General features: G+C 71.4%; 25 protein-coding genes, 4 tRNA genes and 1 pseudogene. 24 read left to right on the top strand and 6 right to left on the bottom strand.

Annotation, left to right across the window (positions count from 1 at the left end; all coding sequences use genetic code 11):
* Positions 1-43: 43 nt before the first annotated feature.
* From AB0J67_RS26175 to AB0J67_RS26165, 3 genes are all read right to left on the bottom strand, one after another.
* A complete protein-coding gene (locus AB0J67_RS26175) occupies positions 44-952 on the bottom strand; it encodes a carboxypeptidase-like regulatory domain-containing protein (protein WP_363486097.1) in 909 nt (302 codons plus the stop codon).
* Between the two features lie 182 nt (positions 953-1,134).
* The gene (locus tag AB0J67_RS26170; protein WP_363486096.1) at positions 1,135-3,720 is read right to left on the bottom strand and encodes a carboxypeptidase-like regulatory domain-containing protein; all 2,586 of its coding nucleotides are present in this window, start codon (positions 3,718-3,720) and stop codon (positions 1,135-1,137) included.
* Positions 3,721-4,027: 307 nt separating this feature from the next.
* Positions 4,028-6,643, bottom strand: coding sequence for a carboxypeptidase-like regulatory domain-containing protein (locus AB0J67_RS26165; RefSeq protein WP_363486095.1), 2,616 nt, complete (start codon positions 6,641-6,643; stop codon positions 4,028-4,030).
* A gap of 112 nt (positions 6,644-6,755) precedes the next feature.
* On the opposite strand from AB0J67_RS26165, the gene AB0J67_RS26160 reads away from it, so the two are divergent.
* The 9 genes from AB0J67_RS26160 to AB0J67_RS26120 all read left to right on the top strand — a co-directional run bounded on the left by AB0J67_RS26160 (position 6,756) and on the right by AB0J67_RS26120 (position 15,444).
* Complete coding sequence (locus AB0J67_RS26160; protein ID WP_363486094.1) at positions 6,756-7,265, top strand: NADH-quinone oxidoreductase subunit I; 510 nt, start codon at positions 6,756-6,758, stop codon at positions 7,263-7,265.
* Entirely contained in the window at positions 7,262-7,786 is a 525-nt protein-coding gene (locus tag AB0J67_RS26155) for an NADH-quinone oxidoreductase subunit J (RefSeq protein WP_363486093.1), read from the top strand. The genes AB0J67_RS26160 and AB0J67_RS26155 overlap by 4 nt, the downstream gene beginning before the upstream one ends.
* Positions 7,786-8,142, top strand: a complete 357-nt coding sequence (nuoK, locus tag AB0J67_RS26150; RefSeq protein ID WP_363486099.1) for an NADH-quinone oxidoreductase subunit NuoK — start codon at positions 7,786-7,788, stop codon at positions 8,140-8,142. The genes AB0J67_RS26155 and nuoK overlap by 1 nt, the downstream gene beginning before the upstream one ends.
* Complete coding sequence (locus AB0J67_RS26145; RefSeq protein ID WP_363486092.1) at positions 8,139-9,908, top strand: NADH-quinone oxidoreductase subunit L; 1,770 nt, start codon at positions 8,139-8,141, stop codon at positions 9,906-9,908. The genes nuoK and AB0J67_RS26145 overlap by 4 nt, the downstream gene beginning before the upstream one ends.
* Positions 9,905-11,392, top strand: coding sequence for an NADH-quinone oxidoreductase subunit M (locus AB0J67_RS26140; protein ID WP_363486091.1), 1,488 nt, complete (start codon positions 9,905-9,907; stop codon positions 11,390-11,392). Before AB0J67_RS26145 ends, AB0J67_RS26140 begins: the two co-directional genes overlap by 4 nt.
* A gap of 11 nt (positions 11,393-11,403) precedes the next feature.
* Positions 11,404-12,903 (top strand): proton-conducting transporter membrane subunit, encoded by a 1,500-nt coding sequence (locus AB0J67_RS26135; RefSeq protein ID WP_363486098.1) that lies wholly within the window; start codon positions 11,404-11,406, stop codon positions 12,901-12,903.
* Positions 12,904-13,089: 186 nt separating this feature from the next.
* Complete coding sequence (gene htpX, locus AB0J67_RS26130; protein WP_363486090.1) at positions 13,090-13,965, top strand: zinc metalloprotease HtpX; 876 nt, start codon at positions 13,090-13,092, stop codon at positions 13,963-13,965.
* A gap of 74 nt (positions 13,966-14,039) precedes the next feature.
* On the top strand, positions 14,040-14,714 hold the full coding sequence (locus AB0J67_RS26125; protein ID WP_363486088.1) for a hypothetical protein: 675 nt from the start codon (positions 14,040-14,042) through the stop codon (positions 14,712-14,714).
* Between the two features lie 184 nt (positions 14,715-14,898).
* Positions 14,899-15,444: a DUF4352 domain-containing protein gene (locus tag AB0J67_RS26120; protein ID WP_363486087.1), complete on the top strand. Its 546-nt coding sequence runs from the start codon at positions 14,899-14,901 to the stop codon at positions 15,442-15,444.
* A gap of 94 nt (positions 15,445-15,538) precedes the next feature.
* On the opposite strand, the gene AB0J67_RS26115 is transcribed toward AB0J67_RS26120, so the two are convergent.
* Complete coding sequence (locus AB0J67_RS26115) at positions 15,539-16,033, bottom strand: YajQ family cyclic di-GMP-binding protein (protein ID WP_363486086.1); 495 nt, start codon at positions 16,031-16,033, stop codon at positions 15,539-15,541.
* Between the two features lie 126 nt (positions 16,034-16,159).
* Between AB0J67_RS26115 and AB0J67_RS26110 the strand changes: the two genes are divergently transcribed.
* The 3 genes from AB0J67_RS26110 to AB0J67_RS26100 all read left to right on the top strand — a co-directional run bounded on the left by AB0J67_RS26110 (position 16,160) and on the right by AB0J67_RS26100 (position 17,182).
* Positions 16,160-16,243: transfer RNA gene (locus AB0J67_RS26110), tRNA-Tyr, on the top strand.
* 140 nt (positions 16,244-16,383) lie between these two features.
* A complete protein-coding gene (locus AB0J67_RS26105; protein ID WP_363486085.1) occupies positions 16,384-16,563 on the top strand; it encodes a hypothetical protein in 180 nt (59 codons plus the stop codon).
* 76 nt (positions 16,564-16,639) lie between these two features.
* On the top strand, positions 16,640-17,182 hold the full coding sequence (locus tag AB0J67_RS26100; protein WP_363486084.1) for a hypothetical protein: 543 nt from the start codon (positions 16,640-16,642) through the stop codon (positions 17,180-17,182).
* A 483-nt stretch (positions 17,183-17,665) separates the two neighbouring features.
* On the opposite strand, the gene AB0J67_RS26095 is transcribed toward AB0J67_RS26100, so the two are convergent.
* On the bottom strand, positions 17,666-18,139 hold the full coding sequence (locus tag AB0J67_RS26095) for a hypothetical protein (protein WP_363486083.1): 474 nt from the start codon (positions 18,137-18,139) through the stop codon (positions 17,666-17,668).
* A 248-nt stretch (positions 18,140-18,387) separates the two neighbouring features.
* A complete protein-coding gene (locus AB0J67_RS26090) occupies positions 18,388-18,609 on the bottom strand; it encodes a hypothetical protein (RefSeq protein ID WP_203741779.1) in 222 nt (73 codons plus the stop codon).
* Positions 18,610-18,685: 76 nt separating this feature from the next.
* Here AB0J67_RS26090 and AB0J67_RS26085 point away from each other — a divergent pair, with 76 nt between their 5' ends.
* From AB0J67_RS26085 to rplA, 12 genes and pseudogenes are all read left to right on the top strand, one after another.
* The gene (locus tag AB0J67_RS26085) at positions 18,686-19,087 is read left to right on the top strand and encodes a hypothetical protein (RefSeq protein WP_363486082.1); all 402 of its coding nucleotides are present in this window, start codon (positions 18,686-18,688) and stop codon (positions 19,085-19,087) included.
* A gap of 110 nt (positions 19,088-19,197) precedes the next feature.
* A complete protein-coding gene (locus tag AB0J67_RS26080; protein WP_363486081.1) occupies positions 19,198-21,660 on the top strand; it encodes a sensor domain-containing phosphodiesterase in 2,463 nt (820 codons plus the stop codon).
* Between the two features lie 105 nt (positions 21,661-21,765).
* Positions 21,766-21,838 (top strand) — tRNA-Thr (locus AB0J67_RS26075).
* Between the two features lie 38 nt (positions 21,839-21,876).
* Positions 21,877-21,949: transfer RNA gene (locus AB0J67_RS26070), tRNA-Met, on the top strand.
* Positions 21,950-22,116: 167 nt separating this feature from the next.
* Positions 22,117-22,284: a 50S ribosomal protein L33 gene (gene rpmG, locus AB0J67_RS26065; RefSeq protein ID WP_018347744.1), complete on the top strand. Its 168-nt coding sequence runs from the start codon at positions 22,117-22,119 to the stop codon at positions 22,282-22,284.
* A gap of 76 nt (positions 22,285-22,360) precedes the next feature.
* Complete coding sequence (locus tag AB0J67_RS26060) at positions 22,361-22,810, top strand: MaoC family dehydratase N-terminal domain-containing protein (RefSeq protein WP_363486080.1); 450 nt, start codon at positions 22,361-22,363, stop codon at positions 22,808-22,810.
* Between the two features lies 1 nt (position 22,811).
* Positions 22,812-23,219, top strand: a complete 408-nt coding sequence (locus tag AB0J67_RS26055; RefSeq protein ID WP_363486079.1) for a MaoC family dehydratase — start codon at positions 22,812-22,814, stop codon at positions 23,217-23,219.
* Between the two features lie 150 nt (positions 23,220-23,369).
* Positions 23,370-23,442, top strand: a tRNA-Trp gene (locus AB0J67_RS26050).
* Between the two features lie 215 nt (positions 23,443-23,657).
* Positions 23,658-24,053: a preprotein translocase subunit SecE gene (gene secE, locus AB0J67_RS26045; RefSeq protein ID WP_363486078.1), complete on the top strand. Its 396-nt coding sequence runs from the start codon at positions 23,658-23,660 to the stop codon at positions 24,051-24,053.
* Positions 24,054-24,145: 92 nt separating this feature from the next.
* Positions 24,146-24,781, top strand: a pseudogene (nusG, locus tag AB0J67_RS26040) (transcription termination/antitermination protein NusG); the annotation flags it as partial.
* 232 nt (positions 24,782-25,013) lie between these two features.
* Positions 25,014-25,445 (top strand): 50S ribosomal protein L11, encoded by a 432-nt coding sequence (gene rplK, locus AB0J67_RS26035; RefSeq protein WP_363486077.1) that lies wholly within the window; start codon positions 25,014-25,016, stop codon positions 25,443-25,445.
* A 90-nt stretch (positions 25,446-25,535) separates the two neighbouring features.
* Positions 25,536-26,246 carry a 50S ribosomal protein L1 gene (gene rplA / locus AB0J67_RS26030; protein ID WP_363486076.1) on the top strand — a complete coding sequence of 237 codons (711 nt, stop codon included), beginning with the start codon at positions 25,536-25,538 and terminating at the stop codon, positions 26,244-26,246.
* Positions 26,247-26,346: the final 100 nt, after the last annotated feature.

The raw sequence follows: 26,346 nt of genomic DNA, 5'->3' as shown, positions 1-26,346 counted from the left end.
CGCTGCCTGAAGCGATATCTCGCCCGCGAGGTCTATCACGCGATCAAGGCCGACTTCGAAGCACTCCATCGGGCTTGACTTCTATAAGAGCATCCTGCGGGATGTTCGGGAAGGCGAACCGGCCCTCGTTGTCGGTCCGCACGGCCGCCACCGGGTCCAGCCACTGGTCGTACAGGTTGACCTGCGCGTCCGCCACCGGCGCGCCGTCTGCCGCGGAGGTGACCGCACCGTGCACCGTGACGAGCGGGTGGGCGGGGATCGGCTCGACCGCCCGGAACCGTTCGCGGACCTCGACGGTGCCGCCCTCGGTGATCTCCACGGGCAGCGCATCCGCCCGGTCGGCCGCGGCCGGGTGCCACTGGGTGGCGTAGCCGCTGCCGCTGAACGCGACGTGGTAGCGCCCGACCGGCAGCTCTCGCCGGAAGGTGCCGTCGTACGCGGTGGTGAAGGCGGTCGGCTGGTCGGTGCCGACCGGGTAGAGCGTGGCGATGGCGAAGATCGCCGGTCCGCCGTCCTGGCGGGTCAGGGTGCCCCGGAAGGTGCCCCGCCGCCGCTCGATCGCGAAGTCGGCGACCGGAGCCCAGCCCGGGCCGGCGCTCACCGGCGACGCGTGGACCGGATCCTGCGCATGCGGCCACCACGCGGTGTGCGTGTCGGCGGTGGCGCGCAGGAGGATGCCTGACCCGTGCGCGCCGTCCATCCGATACCGGCCGTCGGCGTCCGCGCAGACCCGTCCCAGGGTCTGCTGGCTGCTGCTGAATGCGGTGACGCAGGCTCCGGCGATGGGCGCGCCGGTGGCCGCGTCGGTGATCCTGCCGCTGATGTGGCTGACATCCGTCTCCGCCACGCGCTGCGGCGCGGACGCGACCGGCACGGGCGCGCCCTGCGCGGGCGACGGGATGGTGACGGCCGCGGCCAGTACGGCCAGCGCGGCCACTGCGCCTCTGCGCATGGTTCCTCCTGGGAAGACACGCACCCGTCGGCAGGCGTGGGATGGCGAGCGGACCATCCGGCGTGCCCGACGCGGCGTTCTGTCGGTGGATGCGGCTCAGGCCGGGGCGGGACCTTCGCCCTGAGCGGCCCGCGGGTGGTCCTGGCCCAGGACCACCCGCATCGTCGATGCTCAGCGTCGGGTCAGGGCTTGACCCGTGCCATCATGCCGACGCTCGGCCGTCCCCACGGCGAGGTCACCGTCGTGCCGGCCGTGCTCGGCGCCACGCCCGTGCCGGTGCCGGTCGCGTTGCCGCCCCGCACGGTCGGGAGCGGATCGAACATGGTGACCACCATCGGGCCCTTGGCGCCCCGGACCGGGGCGGGCAGCAGCGGCGGCTCGCCGGGCAGGCAGTTCGTCCCCGGGGTCAGCGTCAGCTTGGCGATGGCGGTGCTTCCGGCGGTGTAGTACGGCGTCAGCCGGCGCCCCTCGGTGAAGTGCGCCCAGCAGCGCTGCCCGTCGTGGGTCATCCGGATGGCGACGGGCTTGGTGCTTGGCAGGAGCAGCGGCCCGTTGAAGGTGGAGGTGCTCAGCAGCGCCCCGGTCCACGCGTCGAACGCCTCGACCTGCCAGCTCTTCGGTGCCGTCGGACCGCCGAACTGGACCGACTGCACCAGCGTGCCGGGCGTCACCTGCGCGTCCTTGAACACCGTCTGGCCCGAGACGGCCTTGACCGTCATCTGCGTGGGCGGGAAGCCGTCGCCGCTGTAGCTGAGCGGCCAGTGATACGGGCCGAGGCCGTAGAGCATGGGACCGGTCTCGGCGTGTTCGGCGCAGGCCCGAACTCGGGGTCCGGCCTCCACGCAGGCCTTGACGGGCGCACCGGTGACGGTGTTCCGGACGACGCCCCGCACGACGCCCGCCCGGGCCGGGACGATGTCCGGTGCCCTGGTGACGACCCCGGCCTTCAGGTTGATCAGCGCGGCGTTGCGGCGGTCGCCGGTGCCGCCCTGGTAACCGAGCCACTGCGCACCCGCTTCGCCGCGCGGGAGGACGAACAGCTGCACCCAGCCCGACGGCAGCGGGCCGAACCGGAGCGTGCCGTCGGCGGCGGGCATCGCGCACACCTGCACGCCGCCCAGCTTGTCCATGCCCCACCGGCCCTGAATCAGGTAGGCGCACACCGAGCCCAGGCCCTCCGGATCCGGGTTGACGGCCCCGTCCCGGTACGTCGTAGCGATGACGGCGCCGGGCTCCATCGTGACCGTCACCTTCGTGATCTCGCCCGCCCTCGGGATCACGGGGGTCCGCGCCATGAAGTGGTACGGCGCGTGGGTCGCCTTGACGTAGTACGTGTACACCCGGTAGTCGAGCACGGTGCGGTAGAGACCGTCGGCGTCGGCGGCGGTGCACACCTCCTGCACGAAGGTGACGCACGCGTCGGAGATCTGCGCGCCGGTGCGGGCGTCGCGCACGGTCACCTCGAACGTGATCGGGTGGAGCAGCGACTCGGTGATCGCGGTGGTCTGGCCGTCGGTGATGGTGATCAGCCCAGCGTCCGTGCTGTCGGGCCGGCTCGGATACCACTGGTCCGGTCGCGGTGTCGTGGCGGGGACGCTGTCGACGAGCTGGAGCCGGTACTGGCCCGCGGGCACGTCGGCGAGGTCGATGGTGCCGTCGAGGCGGACCGGCAGCGTGTGGCTCCACGAGCCGTCCTGGCTCGACAGCGTCGCGGTGAACCCCGTCGGCGCCGTCGTGCCGTCGTGGTCCTTGAGCACGGCCGTGAACCGGCCCGAGCCCGGCCGCAGCTTGATGGCGAGGGGCGTCTCGCTCGCCGCCACGGCGGCGTACGGCTCGGGGTCGTCGGGGTTCCAGGTGGTGGCGAACCCCGGCGCGCTCACCTTGACGTGGACGCCGATGTCCTTGCGGATGTTCGGGAACGCGAACCGGCCCTGGGCGTCGGTCCGCGTGGTCGCGAACGGGTCCAGGCGGTGGCTGTAGAGGCTGACCTCCGCGTCGGCCACCGGCGCGCCGTCCGGTGCGGCGGTGACCACACCCTGCACCGTGACCAGCGCGGGGACGGCGGGAATCGGCTCCACCGCCCGGAACTGCTCGGCGATGGGGACCGTGCCGCCCTCGGTGATCTCCACGGGCGTCGCCTCCGCGCGGGTCGCCGCAGCGGGGTACCACTGGGTGTTGTAGCCGCTGCCGCCGAGCACGATGTGGTACTGCCCGACCGGCACGCCGGTCCGCCGGAAGGTGCCGTCGAACGCGGTGGCGAAGGCGATCGGCTTGTCGGCGCCGACCCGGTAGAGGATGGCGGACGCGAAGATCGCCGGAGCCCCGTCCTGGCGGGTCACCGAGCCCTGGACGGTGCCCTGCCGCCGCTCGATCGCGAAATCGGCGACCGGGTTGGTGGCGGGATAGCCGGCGCTGACCGGGGTCGCGTAGACGGGATCCATCGATCCCGGCCACCACCAGGTCGTTGTGTCGACGGTGGCGCGCAGGTAGACGACGGCGTTCTGGTAGAGCCCGTCGATCCGGTACGTGCCGTCGGCGCCGGCGCAGACACGTGCGCGCGTCTGCCATCGGCTGTTCGACGCGGTCACGCAGGCGCCCGCGATCGGCTCGCCGGTGGCCGCGTCGGTGATCTTGCCGCTGATGTGGTTGGTGGTCGCCGGTGCCACTCGCGCGGGTGCGGCCTGGGCTGGTGCGCCCTGAGCGGGCGGCGACGGGATGATGAGGGCTGCGGCCGTCAAGGCCAGCACGGTCAGCATGCTTCTGCGCATGGTTGTTCCTCCCCGTGAGAACGGGCCCACGCTAACTGATCTTCACGCCGAGCGGATCCTCCGTGCGTACCGGTGCGCACATGCCGACCGGTGGGGAAGGCGGGGCCGGCAAGGGATGCACCGCGGGGAGAACGGCACGGCCCACCTGCTCTGTTCGAGCGGGCGCCCGGACTGATGCGTCCGCGTGGACTCGGGTCAGGGAGGCCGTGCCGTGCTGCTGGAGCCCGCCGGGGCTGGTGCCGACGAACGGCGGTGCGGGTGGCCCTGACCCAGGCCCACCCGCACCCGTCCCTGCTTCAGCGCCCGGTCAGGGCTTGACCCGCGCCATCATTCCGGCGGTCGGGCGGCCCCACGGCGAGGTCGCCGTGGTGCCCGTGACGCTCGGCGCGGCGGCCATGCCGGCGACGGTGGGAGCGCCGCCGCGCACGGTGGGCAGGGGGTCGAACATGGTGACCACGACCGGGCCCTTCGTGCCCCGGATCGGGGCGGGCAGCCGCGGCGGTTCCCCGGGCAGGCAGTTCGCTTCCGGCGTCAGCGTCAGGTTGACGATGACGCCGGTGCCGGCGGTGTAGTACGGCGTCAGCCGCCGCCCGGAGGTGAAATGGGCCCAGCAGCGCTTCCCGCCGTACGTCATCCGGATCGCGACGGGCTGGCTGCTCGGGAGGAACAGCGAGCTGTTGCCGCTCGCGCTGTAGCGGAGCACCCCGGTCCACGCGTCGAACACCTCGACATGCCACGCCGACGGCTCCGCCGGGCCGCCGAAGTGGACCGACTGCACCAGGGTGCCGGACGTCAGGCGGGCGTCGGCGACCACCGTCTTGCCGGAGACGATCGGCACCGACGGCGGCGTGCCCGGCGAGCCGGTCGGTGCCCACAGGTGTCCGCTGCTGCCGCCGTAGCTGAGCGTCCACTGGTACGGGCCGAGGCCGTCGAGGGTGTAGCCGTCCTCTTGCTGGGCCCCGCAGCCGCCCAGGCCGGGCCCGGCTTCCAGGCAGACCCGATCGAGCCGCTCGCCGGTGTCGACGTTCCGGACGACGGCCCGCACGCTCCCCGCCGCCGCCGGGACGATCCACGGTGCGTTGGTGACGGCGCCGGCGGTGAGGTTGATCACCGCGGCGGTGCGGCGGTCACCGGTGCCGCCGCGGTAACCGAGCCACTGCGCGCCTGCGGCCTCTCGGGGCAGCACGAATAGTTGTACCCATCCCGACGGGAACGGACCGAGCCGGAGCGTGCCGTCGGCGGCGGGCATCCCGCACACCGGCGTGCCCACGCCTGTCACGCTCTCCGCACCCCACCGGCCGCGCACCCCGTACACGCATACCGGGTCGGGGTTCTCCGGGTCCGGGTTGATGGCCCCGTCCCGGTACGTCGTCGCGATGACAGCTCCCGGCTGCATGGTCAGCGTGACCTTCGTGACCTCGCCCACCTTCGCGACCACCGACGTCTGTGCCGGGAAGTGGGTGGGCGCGTGCGTCGCGCTGATGGTGTACGGCCCGGTCTGGTAGTCCAGCTCGGTGCGGTAGACGCCGTCGACGTCGGTGCACACCTCACGCCACATCTGGACGCACGCGCCGGAGATCGGCGCGCCGGTGAGGCCGTCACGCAGGGTGACCTCGATCGTGGCCGGCCGCAGCATCGACTCGGTGACCACCGTGGTCTCGCCGTCGCGAATGGTGATCACGCCGGCGCCGGCGCTGTCGGGACTGCTCGGGTACCACTGCGTCGGGCGGACCGGCAATCCCGCGAGGGCCCGGGGGTCGAGCCGGAGCCGGTACCGGCCCGCGGGCACCTCGGCGAGGTCGATGGTGCCGTCGAAGCGGAGCGGCAGCGCGTAGGTCCACGAACCGTCCACGGTCGACAGCGTCGCGGTGATGCCGGGCGGGGCCTGCGTCCCGTCGTCGTCCTTGACCACGACGGTCAACCGGCCGGCGCCTGGCCGGAGCCGGAAGGCGAGTGGCGTGGTGGACGCGAAGGACGTGGAAGTCGGTTCGGGGTTGTCGAGGAGCCACGTGGTGGCGAACCCCGGCGCGCTCACCTTGACCTGGATACCGATCCCCTGCCGGATGTCCGGGAACGCGAACCGGCCCGTGCTGTCGGTGCGCACGGTCCCGAACGGCTCCAGCCGGGAGCCGTGAAGGCTGACCTGCGCGCCCGCGACCGGGGTGCCGTCCGGTTCGGCGGTGACCACGCCATGCACGGTGACCAGCGCCGGGCCGACCGGAGTCGGGTCGACCGCCCGGAACTGCTCGACGATCTCGACGGCGCCGTCCTCGGTGATCTCCACGGGCGTCGCCTCCGCCCGGGTCGCCTTGGCCGGGTACCACTGGGTGGCGTAGCCGCTGCCGTTGAAGGCGACGTGGTAGCGCCCAGCCGGCACGCCGGTCCGCTGGAAGGTGCCGTCGAGCGCGGTGGTGAAGGTGATCGCCTTGTCGGCGCCGACGGGGTAGAGGGCGGCGGTCGCGAAGATCGCCGGAGATCCGTCCTGGCGGGTCAGCGAGCCGCGGAAGGTGCCCTGCCGCCGCTCGACGACGAAGTCGGCGACCGGGGCCACTCCGGGATAGGCGGCGACCGTCGTCGCATAGACCGGATCCAGCGAGCCCGGCCACCACCAGGTCGTCGTGCCGACGGCGGCACGCAGGTAGACGCCGAAGTCGTAAATGCCGTCGAAGCGGTACCGGCCGTCGGCTCCGGTGCAGACCTGGCCCATCGTCTGCCCGACGTTTCTCATGGCGGTCACGCAGGCGCCCGCGATGGGCTGGCCGGTGGCCGCGTCGGTGATCTTGCCGGTGATGTTGCTCATCGCCGTCGGGGCCACCTGCGCGGGCGCGGGCGCGGTCTGGGCGGGTGCGCCCTGGGCTGACGGCGACGGGATGATGAGGGCCGCGGCCAGCACGGCCAAAGCGGTCAGCGCGCCTCTGCGCATGGTGGTTCCTCCCCGTAAAAGCAGGCACACGCTAGCTGATCTCCACGCCGAGCGGATCATCCGTGCGTACCGGTACTCGCGCACCGACCGGTGAGAGGGCAGGATGGTGCGCATGAGCATTCCCGGCGCGGGGTTGGGCAAGGGCCTGGCGGTCACGCTGAAGACGCTGGTCTCGCCGTCGACGACGCAGCAGTATCCGGACGTCGCTCCCGAGCTGCCGCCGCGTTCCCGGGGCGTGATCGCCCTGCGGGAGGAGAACTGCACGGTCTGCATGCTCTGCTCGCGCGAGTGCCCGGACTGGTGCATCTACATCGACTCGCACAAGGAGGAGGTCGTGGTGCCGGGCGCGGCGCGCCCGCGGCAGCGCAACGTCCTCGACCGGTTCGACATCGACTTCTCGTTGTGCATGTACTGCGGCATCTGCATCGAGGTGTGCCCGTTCGACGCCCTGTACTGGTCGCCGGAGTTCGAGTACGCCGAGTACGACATCCGCGACCTGATCCACGACAAGGACCGGCTGGGGGAGTGGGTGGCGACCGTGCCGCCGCCGCCCCCGCACGACCCGAACGGTGAGCCGTCGAAGGAGGAGACCGCCGTGGCCAAACGCGCGAGCGCCTCGTGACGCTCATGGACGTCCTGCTGTCGGTGACCGGCCTGGTCGCCGTGGCGGGGGCGGTCGCGGTGGTGACCACCAAGCAGCTGGTACGCGCCGGACTCTGGCTCGTCGTCGCGCTGGGCGCGATCGCGGTGGAGTTCCTCCTGCTCGGTGCCGAGTTCGCGGCCTGGGTGCAGGTGCTCATCTACGTCGGCGCCGTCGTGGTGCTGCTGCTGTTCGCGGTGATGCTGACCCGCGCGCCGATCGGGCGCAGCACCGACCTGGACCGGCCCGCCCTGCCCGCTCTGCTGCTCGGCGCGGCGGCCGCGGTCGGCCTGTCCGCCCTGTTCGTCGTGGTCTTCGGGCGGATGCGGGTCGACCCGCCCGTCCCGGGCACCGCCGAGCGCATCGGCGACACGGTCTTCCACGACTGGGTGCTGCCGTTCGAGGTGCTGTCGGTGCTGCTGCTGGCCGCCCTGGTCGGCGCGATCGTGCTGTCGCGCCGCGAGAACGCGGTCGCCGCCGAGCCGGGGGAGGCCGGCCGATGATCCGTCCGGTGATCCCGCTGGTTACCGCGGCGCTGCTGTTCGGCCTCGGCGTGTACGGCGTGCTGCGGCGGCGCAACGCGGTGCTGGTGCTGATGTCGGTGGAGCTGATGCTCAACGCGGTGAACCTGATCCTGGTCACCGGCGACACCCTGCGCGAGCGCCTGACCGGCCAGGTCTTCGCCCTGTTCGTCATCGTGATCGCGGCGGCGGAGGTGGGCGTCGGGCTGGCGCTGGTGCTGCGGCTGTTCCGGCTGCGCCAGGACATCAACATCGACCAGGTGCCGCTGGACGAGGCGCGGTCGGTCGACCCGGCGCCCGCCCGGCCTGAGCCCGCGCTCGACGGGGAGCTGCGATGATCGCGACGCTGGTGCTGGCGCCCCTGCTGTGCGGACTGGTGGGCCTGCTGCTGCCGCAGCGCAACCGCCCGGTCGCCGCCGCGCTGGGCATCCTCGGCGCGACGGTCGCACTGGTGCTGACCGTGCTGGCGCTGGCCGGCGAGGAGCGCGGCGGGGTGTCCTACCGCTGGGCCCGCTTCGGTGACCTCGACGTGACGCTCACCGCGCTGGTCGACACCCGGGCGCTGCTGATGGCGCTGGCGGTGGCCGTGGTCGCGCTGTGCGTGCAGGTGTACTCGGTCGGCTACCTGGCCGGGGACGACCGCTACGGCCCGTACGCCGCCCAGATCTCGATCTTCACCGGCGCGATGCTGACGGTGGTGTTCTCCGGCGACCTCATCTCCCTGCTCGTCGGCTGGGAGGTGATGGGCGCCTGCTCGTACCTGCTCATCGCGCACGACCGCACGCTGCCCGAAGCGCCCCGCGCCGCGGTGAAGGCGTTCCTGGTGACCCGGGTCGGCGACGTGGGCTTCCTGCTCGGCATCGTGCTGCTCGGCGTGCACGCGGGCACCTTCCGCATCGTGGACGTGCTGGACGCGGTGCCGGGGATGAGCCCGGCGGCGGTCACCACGGCGGCGCTGCTCCTGCTGGCCGGCGTGGCGGGCAAGAGCGCGCAGTTCCCGCTGCACACCTGGTTGCCGGACGCGATGGCCGGCCCGACGCCGATCTCGGCGCTCATCCACGCCGCCACCATGGTCGCCGCCGGTGTGTACGTCGTGGTGCGCCTGTTCCCCGTGTTCGGGGCCTCGCCGACGGCGCTGGCCGTGCTGGCGGCGATGGCCGGGGTGACGCTGCTGCTCGGGGCGCTCGCCGCGACGGCGGCCGACGACATCAAGCGGGTGCTGGCCTGGTCGACCGTGTCGCAGCTGGGCTACATGATGGCGGCGCTGTCCGTCGGCGCGCTCGACGCGGCCATGTTCCACCTGCTGGCGCACGCCGCGTTCAAGGCGCTGCTGTTCCTGTGCGCGGGCTCGGTCATCCACGCCGTCGGCAGCAACCTGATGTCGCGCATGGGCGGTTTGCGCCGCTCGATGCCGGTGACCTTCTGGACCATGACGATCGGCCTGGGCGCGCTGGTCGGGCTGCCGCCGTTCGCGGGCTTCTTCAGCAAGGAGGCCGTGGTCGCGGCGGTGCACGAGCGGCCCGCGCTGTGGGTGGCGGCGCTGCTCGGCGTGGCGGTGACCGCGTGGTACTCCACGCGCCTGTGGCTGCTGACCTTCTTCGGCCCCGCGCGCGACGCGGCGGTGCACGGGCACGAGCCCGGCTGGGCCATGCTCTCCCCGCTGCTGGTGCTCGCGGTGCCCGCCGCAGGCCTCGGCGTGGGCGCCCTGGCCGCCGACTACGAGCTGGCGCATCTGGGCGTCGAGCTGGTGCTCCCGCTGGCGCTGGCCGCGCTGGGCGTCGCCGTGGCCTGGTGGGGCTGGCGGCGCGCGGACGCCGGTGACCCGGCGGCGGTGCTCGGCCGGGCCGGTCCGTTCCTCGCGGGCGGGCTGGGTCTGGACACGGTGCAGGACCGCCTGGTGGTCCGGCCGGTACGCGCGCTGGCCCGCGCGGTCACCGCGGTGGACGTGTCCGGGGTGGACGGCGCGGTCAACGGCCTCGGCCGGGCGACCACCGGCGCGGGCGCCGGGCTGGCCGCCTGGCACCGGGCCGCGCTGCCCCGCGCCCTGGCCGGCGTGCTGGTCGGTGCGGTGCTGGTGACGGTGACGGCGGTGGTGTTCGCATGAGTACGTCTGCTGTGCTGCTGGTCGGGGTGCTGGTCGTGCCGCTGCTCGGCGCGGTCGCGGCGCTGCTGCTGCGCGGCCGGGCGGGTGCGCTGGCCGCCACCGTCGCGTCGGTGCTCACGCTGCTGCTGACGGTGCCGATGTGGCACACCCGCGGCATGGTCAAATCGGCCGGCGGGCGCGGCCCGCAGCTGTGGCACGAGGTCGACCGGTCCTGGGTGCCCGCGCTGGACCTGCGGCTGCACCTGGGCGTCGACGGCATCTCGTACCCCCTGGTCGTGCTGACCGCGCTGCTGACCGCGCTGTGCTGCGGCTACCTGATGTGGCAGCGACCGGAGCGGGCGGGTGTGCTGGCCGCGCTGCTGCTGGTCATCGAGGTGGGCATCCTCGGCACCTTCCTCGCCTTCAACCTGGTGCTGTTCTTCCTGGCGTTCGAGATCGTGCTGCTGCCGATGGCGGCGGTCATCGCGGGCTGGGGCGGGCCGGCCCGCAAGGCCGCCGCGCTGAAGTTCGCGCTGTACACCCTGGCCGGGTCGGTGCTGCTGCTGGTCGGCGTGGTCGCGGTGGTGGTGCAGACCGGCACCGCGGACATGGTGCGCCTGACCGCCGAGCCGGCCATGTCGCACACCGCCCAGCTGTGGATCTTCGGGTTGTTCGCGGTCGCGTTCGCGATCAAGAGCCCGCTGTGGCCGCTGCACACCTGGCTGCCGGACGCGCACACCGAGGCGCCGACCGTGGGCAGCGTGATCCTGGCCGGGGTGCTGCTGAAGATGGGCACGTACGGGCTGATCCGGGTCGGGGTCGGGGTGACGCCCGAGGGCGCCGCCGCGTTCGCCCCGGCGCTGGGCGTGCTCGCCGTCGCCGCCATCCTCATCGGGTCGCTGGTGTGCCTGCGCCAGACGGAGCTGAAGCGGCTCATCGCGTACTCGTCCGTCGGGCACATGGGCTTCGTGCTGCTGGGCATCGCGACGCTGAGCCAGATCGGCCTGCAGGCCGCGCTCATCGGCAACATCGCGCACGGCCTGCTCACCGGCCTGCTGTTCTTCCTCGCCGGGGCGATCAAGGACCGAGCGCACACCGGGCTGCTGGCCGACCTCGGCGGGCTGCGCGAGCGCCAGCCGTGGCTGGCGGGCGTGCTCGGCTTCGCCGCGCTGGGCAGCCTCGGCCTGCCGGGCCTCGCCGGATTCTGGGGCGAGGCGTTCGCCGTGGTCGCGTCCGTGCAGCGGGGCGGCACGCTGTGGATCGTGCTGGCCGTGCTGGCCGCCGTGGGCGGTGCGCTGACCGCGGCGTACCTGCTGCGCCTGCTGCGCCGGGTCAGCCACGGCCCGCAGGCGGCGGCGCTGGCCGGGGTGCCCGAGGTCCGCACCCCCGAACTGGCCGCCTGGTCCCCGCTGGTGCTGCTGGCGCTGCTGCTCGGCGTGGCGCCGATGCTGGTGCTGGGGCTGTCGGCGGGCGCGGTGTCCGCGCTGACGACGGGAGCACCGTGAACCTTCAGCTGATGCTGCCGCTGCTGGTCGCCGCCGGGACGGCGCTCGCCGCGCTGGTCGTGGACCTGGTCACCCAGCCCCGCTGGCGCTGGCCGTACGCCGTCGCGCTGGTCGGCACGGTGCTCACCGCGGCGGCCGCCTTCGCGGTGCAGCCGCGCCAGATCGGCACCTTCTGCACCGGGCTCGGCGCGCCGGGCGGCACCGAGGTCATGCCGGTCGACTGCGCGTACGTCTACGACGCGCGCGCCCGGCTGGTGACCGTGCTGATCGCCGCGCTGACCCTGGGCGCGCTGCTGCTCTACGCCCCGGCGCTGCGCCGCGGCGACGCGCCCGCGGGGGAGACGGTCTTCCTGTTCGCCTGCGCGATGACCGGCGGCGTCGCGCTGGCCGCCGCCGGTGACCTGATCACCCTGATCGTCGCCCTGGAGACGTTGACCATCCCGCTGTACGCGCTGGTCGCCCTGCACCGGCGGCGGGCCGGCACGGCCGCGTCGGCCGCGGTCACCTTCTTCGCCACCAGCGTCGTCGCCACGGCGGTGACCCTGCTCGGCGCCGCGCTGCTCTACCTGGCCTCGGGCACGGTGCAGCTGCGCGGCCTGGTCTCGGCGCCGCTGTTCGCGGGCGACGACTGGCGGCCGGTCGCGCTGACCGGCCTGGCGCTGATCCTGGTCGGGCTCGGCTTCAAGGTCGCCGCCGTGCCGCTGCATGCCTGGGCGCCCGCCACGTACGAGGGCGCGCCGGTGCCCGTCGCCGCGTTCCTGTCCACCGCCTCGAAGCTCGGCGGCGTCGTCGCGATCGTGATCGTGGTCGACGGCGTGCTGGCCACCGGGGCCGCGGGCGACGACCAGACCATGTTCGTCACCGCCGGGATCACCCTGGCCGTGCTCGCCGCCCTGTCGATGCTGGTCGGCACCCTGGTCGCGCTGCGCCAGCGGCGGACGGTGCGGCTGCTGGCATGGTCGTCGGTGGCGCAGGCAGGGTTCATCCTCGCGCCGCTGGGCGGGCTCGCCGGGCTCGCGCTCACCGCCCCGGCCGAGGGGCTGCTCGACGCGACGCTGGCGTACACCGTGTTCTTCCTGGTGCTGGAGCTCGCCGCGTTCAGCGCGGTGGTGGCGCTGCGGCCGGGCGCGCCCGACGGCGGCAGCCTGGACGACCTGCGCGGGCTGGGCCGGAGCGCGCCGTGGCGGGCCGCCGCGCTGACCTTCGCGCTGATCGGCCTGGCGGGCCTGCCGCCGATGCTCGCCGGGCTGTTCGCCAAGATCACCGTGGTGCAGGCGCTGCTGCGCGTCGACTCCTACCGGCTGGCCCTGCTGGTCGCCCTGATCTCCGTCGTCGGCCTCGCCGTGTACTGGCGCCCCGTCGCGGCGCTCTACCGCACCGCCGACACACCCGGCGAGGTCGCCCGCGTGCCGTGGGCCCCCGCGGCGGCGCTCGCGCTGGCCACGGCGGCCGGCGTCGTGCTCACCGTGGCCCCGCAGCTCGTCTACGCGGCGGTCACCGCTTGGCGGTGAGCCTGCTCACCCAACACGCGCGAAAGCTCTGCCCAGGCCGCTCGCCCGGCCTGGGCAGAGCCGTCTTCACCTGCGGATAAGCTGATTTTCAGCATGTTCCCAGCCCGAATCGGGAAGGTGGATGTCAGAAGCTCCGGTTGCACCTGTTAGCGCGGCCCCTCGCCGCGCCATCGACGGAGGGAAGGCATGCACAGCCACAACGGTCTGAAGACGGCAGCACTGCTCGGCCTGCTGACCGGCATCATCCTGGCGGTCGGGTACTGGCTCGGCGGGAGCGCGGGCCTGTTCATCGCCGTGCTCGTGTCGCTGGCCATGAACGGCGTGAGCTACTTCTTCTCGGACAAGCTCGCGCTGCGCTCGATGCGCGCCCAACCGGTCAGCGAGGCGGACTTCCCCCAGCTGTACCAGATGGTGCGTGAGCTCTCCCAGCAGGCGGGCCAGCCCATGCCCCGCCTGTACGTCAGCCCGACCATGCAGCCCAACGCCTTCGCGACCGGCCGCAACCCGCAGCACGCCGCGGTCGCCGTCACCGAGGGCATCACCCGCATCCTCGACTACCGCGAGCTGCGCGCGGTCATCGGCCACGAGCTGTCGCACGTCTACAACCGCGACATCCTGATCTCCAGCGTCGCGGGCGCGCTCGCCGGCATCATCACCATGCTGGCCAACCTCGCCTGGTTCCTGCCGATCGGCGGCGACGACGAGGACGGCCCCAACCCGCTGGCGCTGATCATGATGCTGATCCTGGGCCCGATGGCCGCGACCATCATCCAGCTCGCCATCAGCCGCAGCCGGGAGTTCCAGGCCGACGCCTCCGGCGCCCAGCTCACCAACGACCCGCTCGCCCTGGCCAGCGCCCTCAAGAAGATCCACATGGGCGTGCAGCAGATGCCGCTGCCCGCCGAGGGCCAGCTCGCCAGCAGCGCCCACCTGATGATCGACAACCCGCTGAAGGGCGGCGGCCTCGCCTCCCTGTTCTCCACCCACCCGCCGATGGAGGAGCGGGTCCGGCGCCTGGAGGCGATGGCGGCCAGCTCCGGCCCCATCCAGTACATGCGCTGACGTGCCGTTTCACGGAAGGCCTCGCGGTTTCGCGGGGCCTTCCGGCGTTGTCGGAACCCGCTAAGCTGCCCGCCATGTCGCAGCCCAGACTCGCTCTGTCGATCGGTGTACCCACCGGCATCAAGATCTTCGCCACCGTCGTGGCCGCCTTCATGATCGGCGGAAGCGTGCTGTTCGCGGTGCTCGCGTCCGGCTTGTCGTTCTTCGCCCGCACCACCGTGAACTCCACGGTCGGCGACGGCGACTTCCACATCGACGACAACGGCAACCTCGTCCCCGGTCCGGCCCCCGACCCCGGCTCCGACATCGCCGCCGGAATCAGCGTGATCGGTCTCGCGGGCGCGGGCTGCGCCCTGCTCGTCAGCCTCGTCGCCGTCTACTTCCTGCTGCGGGTATGGCGCACCGCCGCCTGGCTCGACGGCACCGTGCTCACCGTGCGCGGCGCCCTGTCCAGCAAGACCGCCGACCTGTCCACCTCGATCGTCAACGGCGGCAGCCGGCTGCAGGCCGTCGGCGCGGGCGACTCGCGCACCCTGCACCGGGTGCAGGTGCTCCAGGTCGCCGACCCGCGCTCGGGCGTCCAGCTCACCCTGCCGCTGCGCGGCGCGGGCCTGGCCATGCTGCCCGCGGGTCAGCTCACCGCGCTCGCCGACGCGATCACCCGCGGCCGCTCCCGCACCGAGGCCACCGAGAGCTCCTTCGTGGTCGCCGACCGCCTCCGCGAGTTCGCCCGCGACCCCTTCGCCTGAGCCGTCATGATCGTTTGAGCACGACGCCGGCTCCGGCCTGTCCGGGACAGGTGGATAGTGCCGGCTCACCCTTTGGGTCCGCGGGTAGCCGAAGATCCATTTCTGGCAGCTCAACGGCTCATTGATCTTGCGAATCCTCCCGCAATAACGTTTCGCCGCAAGTGTCACACGGGAGGATTTTCACGTGCCAAGCATCAAGCGCGCACTCGGCGTGGTCGCGGCATCGGCCGCGCTGGCCATGGTCGCCGCCTGCGGAGCCGGCGGGACGAACGAGCCGGAGAAGGTCGGCGAGGTGGGCGCCTCCGCCTCCGCCGGCACCGGCGAGGCCACGGCCGCCAAGGAGTTCAAGGTCGGCGACCAGGTCAAGGTCGGCGACTGGGAGGTGGCGGTGCACAAGGTCACCGACCCGCTGAAGCCCGGCGAGTTCCTGCAGCCGGACAAGGGCAAGCGGTGGCTGCGGGTGGAGGTGGAGGTCACGAACCTGACCTCGGCCCCGGCCAAGTTCTACATGCTGATGCACGGCTTCGAGCTGCAGGACGACAAGAACCGGGTGTACGACATCACGGTCACCGGGGTCGACGGCGGCGCCGTGCTGGACGGCACCGTCGCCGCGGGCAAGAGCCGGCGGGGCTCCGTCGACTTCGAGGTCGACACGGACGCCAAGGGCCTGGTGTTCAACTTCAGCGACGGTCTCACGGGCGACTCCACGGCCACCATCAAGCTGAGCTGACGCGATGACGCGACGAGCGCCGTCAAGGTCGGTTGACGGCGCTCGTCGCGCTTGCTGAGGCGTCGGCCGCGCACCGCAGGGGCACGCGGTCCGGCTACCGGTAGTTGGTGAACTGGAGGGCTACGCCGAAGTCGCCGGCCTTGAGGAAGGCGATGACCTCCTGGAGGTCGTCCTTCTTCTTGCCGGTGACCCGGAGCTGGTCGCCCTGGATCTGCGCCTGCACGCCCTTCGGGCCCTCGTCCCGGATCGCCTTGGAGATCGCCTTGGCCTTCTCCTGGTCGATACCCTGAATGATCTTGCAATCGATCTTGTACGTCTTGCCGGACGCCTTCGGCTCGCCTGCGTCCAGCGACTTCAGCGAGATGTTCCGCTTGATCAGCTTCTCCTTGAAGACGTCGAGCGCGGCCCGCACCCGGTCCTCGGTGTTCGCCTGAAGCGTCACGCCCTCTTCGCCGGCCCAGGTGATGGACGCCCCCGTGTCACGGAAGTCGAACCGGGTGCCCATCTCCTTCTCGGCCTGGTGCAGCGCGTTGTCCACCTCCTGCCGATCCACCTTGCTGACGATGTCGAACGACGGGTTAGCTGCCATGCGTACCGTTTTAGCAGATCCAGCGGCGCGCCGTGCTCATGGTCCAACCCGGTTGCGCACCGGTGCGGGCGTACCGCTATCCTTATCGAGCCACGCCGCCCCGGCGGTGCTGGCACGCTGTTACCAGGCGGGTTGCCCGAGCGGCCAATGGGAGCGGACTGTAAATCCGTCGCGAAAGCTACAGAGGTTCGAATCCTCTACCCGCCACCAGCAGCAAAAGAGCCCCTGACCAAGCAGAACCGGTCAGGGGCTCTTTCGTGCCAGTCCGGCTGAGCCCAGCCGTAGCGGCGGGAGCCCGGTTGAGATCGGTCATCGCAGCGGCGGTGGTCGGGTGGCACTACCTTGCGGACATGGAAGTACTGCTCTGTGTTCTGGTCGTCGGGGCAGTGCTGATCGCCCTCATGGTTCTCACCGGGGCACGACGAAGCCGCAGCCGCAGCAGTCGCGACCCTTCGAAGGACGTCTACCAGGATTTCCCTCGCGGCACCGAAGTGCACCCCAACGTGATCGACCAGGTCCCGCCCGGATGACATCCGGCAACCGCCGCTGCGACGGGCCGGGGCGGTGATCCCGGGCCCGCGCGGAAGCGGTCAGACCGTGCGACGTGTGCTGCTGAACCCCGATTGCCGGGTCGAGGTTTGGGCGGAGTCCCCATGGTCGTGTTTCCGTCCCGGGCAAGCCGGATGGGCACTGACCGCATTGGAGCAGCGGCGTGCGCCCTGTCCGCGAATCCGGGCATCTGAGCAGGTCAGGGCCAATACGCTGGATGCCATCAGCGTCCGAGGCAAGGCGCCCAGCGCGGAGGAAGGCAAGGCCTATCTGTTCGAGGCCCGGCTTGCCGAGGGGCCACCGGATGTTCTCCCCAGCGGAGCGCAAGGCAGTCCTCCCTGGTGGCTCCTTGCCGACGGGCCGGCGGTCGTCGAGGACGGCTACTACGAATTCAGCACGTCCCATGGTCTGGACCTGGGGCGGAGCGTGACGTGGGATGGGCCGAAGCAGGAGTTCAGAGTGCTCGCCCAGGAGTTGCGCGCCGACGATGACACCAAGCACTTCCGCCATGCGCTGGAGGACTTGAGCATGGACCCGAGTTACTTCATCGGAGAGGCGTTCGTCATCGGGACGGGCACCACGACCCTCCGGCGCGACTAGCGTCGACGGCGGTGACAGCGCCGGGGAGACTCAACGGCCGGGCGGCAGCAATGCCGACGCAGGCCGCCGCGGTGCCGGGTGACCCGAGGGCGGGGCGGGCGGCAGTCTGACGAGCCGTTCGCGGGGAGTGACGGGCCAGGTCCTCCCGCTGCGGCGGTGAGGGCCCCGCCCGCGCTGCGTGATCTTTGCCGGCACCGTCGGCGTCGCCCGTCACCGCCGGGCGCGTGCGTGATCATGGCGCCGAGGATGACCGCCGACGTCTGGCCAGTTCTGCCGCAACCCGGTCGAAGCCGTTGTAGTGGCGTGTCCGGTCGGCCAGTCTGCGGCGTTTCGCTGGCGTTCCCGGCGCTGGTCGCCGGCTGAGCCGGGTCGTCGACTCGCCGCGACGGCCGCCCGCATCGGTGGCTCCGCCAGCCGATCGTTGCGCGCGGTGTCAGGGGCAGGGCGCACCTGGTGCGTGCCACCGCTTCCAGCGCGCGGGCGTCACACGGCGACGGCGGTCAGGGCTCCGGCGAGGCCGGGGGCGAGCTTGCCGATCGGCTCCCACAGCTGCGGGAGCCGCCGCGCGGCGGCTTCGACGGTGGCGTCGGTGACCGCGAGCATCGCCAGGTGCCGACAGGCGTGCGCGGCGACCGCGTCCAGCTCGACCACGAGCGGGCTGGGCGTCAGCGGATGGCTGCCGGTGCTGACCGCGTCCAGTTGCACCGGCCGGGTCCCTTCGGGCCGCAGGTCGGGCAGTGCGGCGTACGTGAGGACGACCGCGCCGCCCTCGACGCGCCATGACGTGGAGTGGAGCAGCCCGCCCTCGGTGCAGGGCGACAGGCCGACGAGCTGCCGGGCGACGTCGTCGGGGTGCGCGCCGCCGGTGACGGGAGTCCGCAGGTCGCGGTAGTGCAGCGTGCCCGCCTGCGCGGACAGGGCGATGACCTCGACGATGACAGCGGGTCCACGGCTCACAAGTTGCGAGTCTGCTGTTGTTGCCAGCGAATTGCAACAAGCGCGCCGACGGGTGCCGGGTGCGGTGGTCACCCGGACGGGTGGTCTTGGGTGCCTGCCGGAGCCCGGCGAGGCGATGCGAAGGGTGCCGAGGCGGGTGGGGAACGGCGTCCGTGGACGGCGGGGCCGTCGCGAGCGGGCCGCCGCCCCGGCGATCGGCGGGCCGGACCGCGCCTCGCGGTGGCGCGGTGGGCTGCCTGAGCCGGGACTCAGCGGTGCAGGTGCTCCAGGTTTCGCCATTCTCCCTGCGCACACAGGCCGTCGGCGACGCGCCGGGCCTCTCTCTCGGTGGCGTACTCCCGCATCACGGACTTGCCGTGCTGGCGGTGCTCGACCTCCCAGGGGCCCGCCGGGTTGACGCGCAGGAACACGTCCTGCCGTCGGTAGCTCGCGGTCGTGCCGTTCCATCGGTGCTCAACCAGTCGCATCATGGCGGGTATCGTACACGTGTTCGAACGCCGCCAGAAGACTATCCGGACGCGGCGTCGGGACGTACAGTGATGACTCGTGCTCCTGCAGGCCGGGGCGGCGGTTCGCCCGGCCTACCGAATCACCACCGAACGGCTAGAATTCCGCGTGTCGGCGGCGTGGCACGCCCTCCGGGCTTCCTCCGATGCCCGCGACTGTGGCACGATCCATGACAGTCCCCTGGTGTTCCGCTGTCCCGTGGAGTCGACGATGCGTAAGAGCAAAATATGCGCCCTGGTGGGTCGAGGCGCAGTCATCGCGATCCTTGGTGCGGCAGCAGTGACCTTCGCGGCTTCCCCCGCCGCGGCGAGGAGCCCGCTCGGCAACGGCGAGGTGGTGACCACGCCCCTCACCTTCGAGTGGGGGTTTGCGCCCACCTACAGCTCCGACGACGAGATCGAGGACACAGGCCTGGAGGAGCGCACCTTCGAGTGGGGCTGAGCCCGCTCGGCTAGGGTCGACACCGCGAATGGATTGGGCGAACGGCATTGGCGAGAACCGACCGGCGCGTCCAGCGATCGCCCGAGCTCTCCTGGTTGATCACCGGGCCGATGGCGCTGCTGACCCTCGGTCTGAGCGCGCTCACGCTGGCGCAGTCCCCGCAGCCGCTGGGTGAGTGGTGGCTCGGCCTGATCTTCTTCGGCGTCTTCCTCGCCGCCGAGATGACCGTGCTGCATTTCGAGGTGCGCCGGCACTCGGTCATCCTCACCCTGGCGGACATCCCGTTCCTGCTGGCCCTGTGCTATCTGCCGCCTATCACGCTGATCCTGGTGCGGCTCGCGGTCTATTCGTTGGCGCAGTGGCGCCGCAAGACCGTGCCGGTGAAAGCGGCCTTCAACATCACGCTCATGGGCGCGAGCACGGCCGTGGCGAACCTGGTGGTCCTTGAGGGCGGGCCGATGCGCCCGGAGGATCCGCGCAGCTGGCTGGTCTTGGTCGTGGCCGTGCTGGCAGCCATGCTCGTCGGCGTGGCGGGCGTGGTCGGTGTGATCACGCTGGTGCAGGGCCGATTCGCGCCGCAGGAACTCGCGGCCACCGTGCTGCCCGGTGTCGTGGTGGCGGTCTTCAACACCACCATCGGCCTGACCGTGCTGCTCATCCTGCAGCAGGGCCCGGCGGCGTACGTGCTGCTCGCCGTGCTGCTGGTCTTCTTCATCATGGCGTACCGCGGCTACGCGGGGTCGATGAACCAGCACCGGACGCTGACCGAGATCTACGACCTCACCGGTGCCATCTCCGACACACCGCACGACGGCACCCTGCCCGACGTGCTGCTGGCTCGGGTGCGGCGGCTGCTGGGCGCCGAGTACGCCACGCTCTGGCTGCCGGCGCAGGGCCGCCACCCGGAGGTGCTGCTCAGCTCGCGCCCCGACGACAAGGGCCTGCTGGACGTGGCGGGCTCGCCCGAGTCGCTGCGCAAGCAGGCGGTGGAGACGGGGCAGACCGTCGCGGTGAGCGCCAAGCTCGGCGACGACCAGCTGCGGGCCCAGCTGCGCGACTTCGGCAGCAAGGACGCCATCGTGGTGCCGCTGCGGGCCAGCTCGGCGGTGATCGGCACGCTGGAGGTGGCGGGCCGGCTCGGCGACAACCTGAGCTTCGGCCAGGGCGACGTGCGGCTGCTGGAGGCGGTCGCCGCGCACGCCGCGGCGGCGGTGGAGAACAACCGCCTCGTCGACCGGCTCCGCTTCGACGCGTACCACGACGCGCTCACCGCGCTGCCCAACCGCCGCCGGATCAGCCAGGCGCTGGAGGAGGCGGTACGCGTACGCGCGCCGGGCGAGGTCGTCGCGGTGCTGATGTTCGACGTCGACGGGCTGCGCGACGTGAACGACTCGCTCGGCCATGCCGCGGGCGACCAGCTGCTGGCCGAGGTGGCCACCCGGCTGCGCTCGCAGTCGCCGCCCGCGGCGCTGGTGGGCCGGGTCGGCGGCGACGAGTTCGTGGTGACGCTGCGGCTGCCCAACGCGGAGGCCGCCCTGGAGCTGGCCGCCGATCTGCGCCGCCGCCTGCAGGACCGGATGACCTTCGGCTCGCTCACCCTCGACGTGGACACCGCGGTCGGCGTGAGCATGCACCCGGAGCACGGCTCCGACCCGGCCACCCTGATCCAGCGCGCCGACGTGGCCACCCACGCCGCCAAGTCGCTGGCGGGCGGCGTGCAGCTGTTCGACCTGGCGCTGGAGTCGCGCTCGGTGCGCCGGCTCGGGCTGGCCGGCGACCTGCGGCGCGCGCTCGACAACGGCGAGCTGGAGGTGTACTTCCAGCCCAAGGTCACGCTGCGGGACCGGCGGCTGGTCGGCGTGGAGTGCCTGGCCCGCTGGGAGCACCCGACGCACGGCGCGGTGCAGCCGGAGGACTTCGTCGCGGTGGCCGAGCACACCGGCCAGCTGTCCCGGCTGACCGAGGTGGTGCTGCGGGAGGGCCTGCGGCGCGCCCGGCAGTGGGTCGACGCGGGCCGCCCGCTGTCGGTGGCGGTGAACCTGTCCCCGCGCACCCTGGTCGACCCGGGCTTCCCGGACCGGGTGGACGAGCTGCTGCAGGAGTACGGCGTCTCGCCCGACCGGCTCACCCTGGAGATCACCGAGGACGGCGTGGTGGACGGCGTGGACCGGCTGCTGCCCACCCTGCGCCGGCTCTACGACCTCGGCGTGCACCTGTCGGTGGACGACTTCGGCACCGGCTACTCGTCGCTGTCGTACCTGCGGCGCCTGCCGGTGCACGAGGTGAAGGTGGACCGCTCGTTCGTGCAGGGCATGGCGACCGACCCGGGCGACCTGGCCATCGTGCGGGCCGTCGTGGACATCTCGCGGCACTTCGGGCTGAGCGTGGTCGCCGAGGGCGTGGAGAGCGAGCTGACGCTGGAGCTGCTGGAGGAGATCGGCTGCGACATCGGCCAAGGCTTCCTGTTCAGCCGGCCGCTGCCGTACGAGCGGCTGGAGGCCTGGCTGGGCGCCCAGACCGACGCCGAGCCGACCCCGCTGGGCGAGGTGCGCCGCCTGCGCGCGGTGGGCTGAGACACAGCCGCCGCGCCACGCGGAACCCGATTTCGCGAGAGCGCCGATGTTGTGTACTCTTACCAAGGCGCGCGGCGAGGTGGGAAACCACCAGGCAGCGAGCACGCCCCCTTAGCTCAGTCGGCAGAGCGTCTCCATGGTAAGGAGAAGGTCTACGGTTCGATTCCGTAAGGGGGCTCGACCGGACTCCCGGTGCATCCATCGGGAGAACCGCCCAGCGGTGTAGCTCAGTTGGCAGAGCAAGCGGCTCATAATCGCTGTGTCGCCGGTTCAAATCCGGCCACCGCTACGTTGTGTTGAATCCTGACGCGTGCCGTCAGCCAACGCTAGATCGCAGGCCGAGTGCGGCCGAGCGGTGTAAGGATCGCCACGGCGACCCTTTTTGCATGTCTGGATGGACCGCGTCTATTCTGGCAAGCCGGTAACTCAAGCAGCTGTTCTAGGAAAGGCACTCCCGTGGCCAAGGCGACTGACGTACGTCCAAAGATCACCATGGCGTGCGTGGACTGCAAGGAGCGGAACTACATCACCAAGAAGAACCGGCGTAACGACCCGGATCGGATTGAGCTGAAGAAGTTCTGCCCGCGCTGCGGCAAGCACACCGCGCACCGCGAAACCCGCTGACCTCAGCGGTTCCAGCAGACGTTCCCAGCAGGGGGCGGCCCATCGGGCCGCCCCCTGCTGGCATAGGTTCTCCGGTATGCCGTTGGACCAGTCATTCGTCGGGCGGACGTATCCGCCGACCGAGCCCTACCAGGTGGGGCGCGAGAAGATCAGGGAGTTCGCCGCCGCGATCGGCGCCCAGGACGCCCTGTACCACGACGTGGAGGCCGCACAGAAGGCCGGCTACCGCGACGTGGTGGCCCCGCCCACCTTCCCGATCATCCTGAGCTTCGCCGCGATGGAGCAGATCGTCACCGACCCCGAGCTGGGCATGGACTACAGCCGGGTGGTCCACGGCGACCAGCGCTTCGCCTACCGCCGTCCGATCGTGGCCGGGGACGAGCTCGTCGTGGTCAGCAGCATCGACGACGTCACCCACCGGGGCGGGCACGATTTCCTCACCACTCGGGCGGAGCTGGCCACGCCGGCCGGCGAGCCGGTGGTCACGGTCGTGTGCAAGCTCGTCGTACGAGGGCAAGGTGAGTGAGATGGCGTTCGAGAAAGGGCAGCAGCTGCCCCTGCAGACGTTCCGGGTGACCCGGGCCGACCTGATCCGCTACGCGGGCGCCTCCGGCGACTTCAACCCGATCCACTGGAGCGAGCGCACCGCGGTCGGGGTGGGCCTGCCGGGCGTCATCGCGCACGGGATGTACACCATGGCGCTGGCGGGCCGGGCCGCGACCGGCTGGGCCGGCTCGGCCGACGCGGTGCTCGACATCCAGGCGCGGTTCACCCGTCCGGTGCCGGTGCCGGACACCGACGAGGGCACCGAGGTGGAGTTCACCGCGGTGGTCAAGAGCGTGTCGGAGGACGGGCTCGTCACCTTCGACCTCACCGCGATCTGCGCGGGCGAGAAGGTGTTGGCGCAGGCCAGAGCCGTGATCAAACAGATCTGACGGCGCGATCGGCAGCGGTTCGGGCGGCGGCGAGAGAAAATAGGGAGAGCCAGTTGGCCCACTCGCCCGTCTACCCGTACACTGGTCGGCCGTGGGGTTGTTGAACTCCGCCGGTGGCTCTCGGGCGCCGGTGGGGCGATCTTCCCGCACAGGGGTGTGGCGCAATTGGCAGCGCAGCGGTCTCCAAAACCGCAGGTTGCAGGTTCGAGTCCTGTCGCCCCTGCGGCTTTGGCCTGCCGGCCCGCGGTGGGCGATCCTGGTGAGGCGGCTCACCGGTTGTCATGACGACCGCCGACCGCGCACCATGGTCGTATGGCCCGCATCGGCCCCACAGGGGGCGGGCCAGAACAGGTGCTCCTCGCTACGACTGCGTTGGGCACACGGGATCGTGTCCCTGCACGATGCCGACACCACCCCGCGAGATGGAAGTAGGGCGAAGTGGCCGAGAGCAACCGACGTGGCGAGGACGCCGCGGCCGAGCACGTTGACGACGTGTTCGACGACGCTGTCGACGATGACGCCCAGGATGACGACGAGACCGTCTCCGGGGGCCACGGCACCGCGACCAAGGCGCGCAAGGTCACGGACGGCAAGGACGCGCGTGCGATCAAGAGCGCTGACAAGGCCGAGAAGGTGGGCTTTTTCGGCCGGATCGGACGGTTTGTCCGCGAGGTCGTCGCCGAGCTGCGTAAGGTCATCTGGCCGACCCGCAACGAGCTGCTGACCTACACCGCCGTGGTGATCGTGTTCCTCGCTGCGGTGATGACGTACGTCGGCGTGCTGGACCTCGGCCTGGCCAAGGGTGTGCTGTTCGTCTTCGGTGATCCGAAGTAAGACTAGGGAAGTGAGCGAGCTACGTGCCTGAGTACGACGAGACGGTTCACACCGACGACACCGAGCAGACCTCCGCGGTCGCGGTGACCGAGGAGCCCGAGCTCGCTACGGAGCCCGCTGACGACGAGTTCGACCCGGCGGCGGAGCTGCGGCAGAAGCTGCGCTTCGCGCCCGGCGACTGGTATGTCGTGCACTCGTACGCCGGTTACGAGAACAAGGTCAAGACCAACCTCGAGACCCGGATCACGAGCCTCGACATGGAGGAGTACATCTTCCAGGTCGAGGTGCCGACCCGGGAAGAGGTCGAGGTCAAGAACGGCAAGCGCACCCAGGTGCAGAGCAAGGTCTTCCCCGGCTACCTGCTGGTCCGCATGGACCTCACGCCGGAGTCCTACTCCTGCGTGCGCAACACGCCGGGCGTGACCGGCTTCGTCGGCGCGACGGACCGGGCCGACCGCCCGGCGCCGCTCAGCCTCGACGAGGTGCTGAAGTGGCTGCTGCCGGCGGTCGAGCAGCCGGGCGGCCCGGCGAAGAAGGCCAAGGCCGAGGTCCGGGTGCTGGACTTCGAGGTCGGCGACTCGGTCACCGTGACCGACGGCGCGTTCGCGTCGCTGCCGGCCACCATCTCCGAGATCAACGCCGACCAGCAGAAGCTCAAGGTGCTGGTCTCGATCTTCGGCCGCGAGACCCCGGTCGAGCTGAACTTCAACCAGGTCGCCAAGATCTGAGTGAACGTGTGATCGCGGCGGGCACCCCTCGGGGCGCCCGCCGCGAGTCGTTCCGGTCACGTTCGGGCCGGTGCGGCCACCTCCCCGGATCGGCGCCCGCGAGTATGCGCTAACCTAGAACGTCCGGCCTGTGCTGTGCGCGTATGACCGTGCGCGCGATACGCACCGGCCGGTCCGGTGTAAACCACCTGATCCGCCTACCGGGCGGGTCGACAAGTCCCAGGAAGTAGACATGCCTCCGAAGAAGAAACTCGTCAAGACGTTCACGCTGCAGCTGAAGGCCGGCCAGGCCACCCCGGCTCCGCCGGTCGGTCCGGCGCTGGGCCAGCACGGCGTGAACATCATGGAGTTCTGCAAGGCGTACAACGCCCAGACCGAAGCGCAGCGCGGTGACATCGTCCCGGCCCAGATCAGCGTGTACGAGGACCGTTCGTTCACGTTCGTGCTGAAGACGCCGCCCGCCGCCCGTCTCCTGATCAAGGCCGCCGGTGTCGCCAAGGGCTCCGGCACGCCGCACACCACCAAGGTCGGTTCGGTGACCCGCGCCCAGGTGCGCGAGATCGCCGAGAAGAAGATGTCCGACCTGAACGCCAACGACCTGGACATGGCCGAGCGCATCATCGCCGGCACCGCCCGGTCGATGGGCATCACCGTCAAGGACTGAACGCCGCTCGCGGCGCCCGCCGCCTGACGGTTGAACAACGTCGTGGGAGGGCCCGGATCCGGGCTCGACACAACCACAGGAGATCTTGAAATGAAGCACGGCAAGACGTACAACAAAGCCGCTGAGCTGATCGACCGGAACAAGCTGTACACCCCGGTCGAGGCGATCAAGCTGGCGAAGGACACCACCAAGGTCAAGTTCGACGCCACGGTCGAGGTCGCGATGCGCCTCGGCGTCGACCCCCGCAAGGCGGACCAGATGGTCCGCGGCGTGGTCAACCTGCCGCACGGCACCGGTAAGACCGCCCGCGTGATCGTCTTCGCCTCCGGCGAGAAGGCCGCCGAGGCGACCGCCGCCGGCGCCGACGCCGTCGGGACCGACGAGTTGGTGGCCCGTATTCAGGAGGGCTGGCTGGACTTCGACGCCGCGATCGCGACGCCGGACCAGATGGCCAAGATCGGTCGGATCGCGCGGATCCTGGGCCCGCGCGGCCTCATGCCGAACCCGAAGACCGGCACGGTCACCATGGACATCGCCAAGGCGGTGGCCGACATCAAGGGCGGCAAGATCACCTTCCGGGTGGACAAGCACTCCAACCTGCACCTGATCATCGGCAAGGCCTCGTTCACCGCTGAGCAGCTGGTGGACAACTACGCCGCGGTGCTGGAGGAGGTCCTGCGGTCGAAGCCGTCGGCGTCCAAGGGCAAGTACCTCAAGAAGGTGTTCGTCACCACCACCATGGGCCCCGGCATCCCGGTCGACCCGAACGTGACGCGCAACCTGCAGGGCGAAGAGGCCTGATCCGCCTCCCCGCTCCACGAGAAGGCGCCGCCCGCTGACAGCGGGCGGCCGATAGGTAGAGCACACGTCTGTAATACAGTCACAAACAAGTGAAACTCGT

Source organism: Catellatospora sp. NPDC049609, assembly GCF_040675365.1.
In the GTDB taxonomy this organism is placed as follows: domain Bacteria; phylum Actinomycetota; class Actinomycetes; order Mycobacteriales; family Micromonosporaceae; genus Catellatospora.
This window is presented reverse-complemented; position numbering and strand designations above follow the sequence as displayed.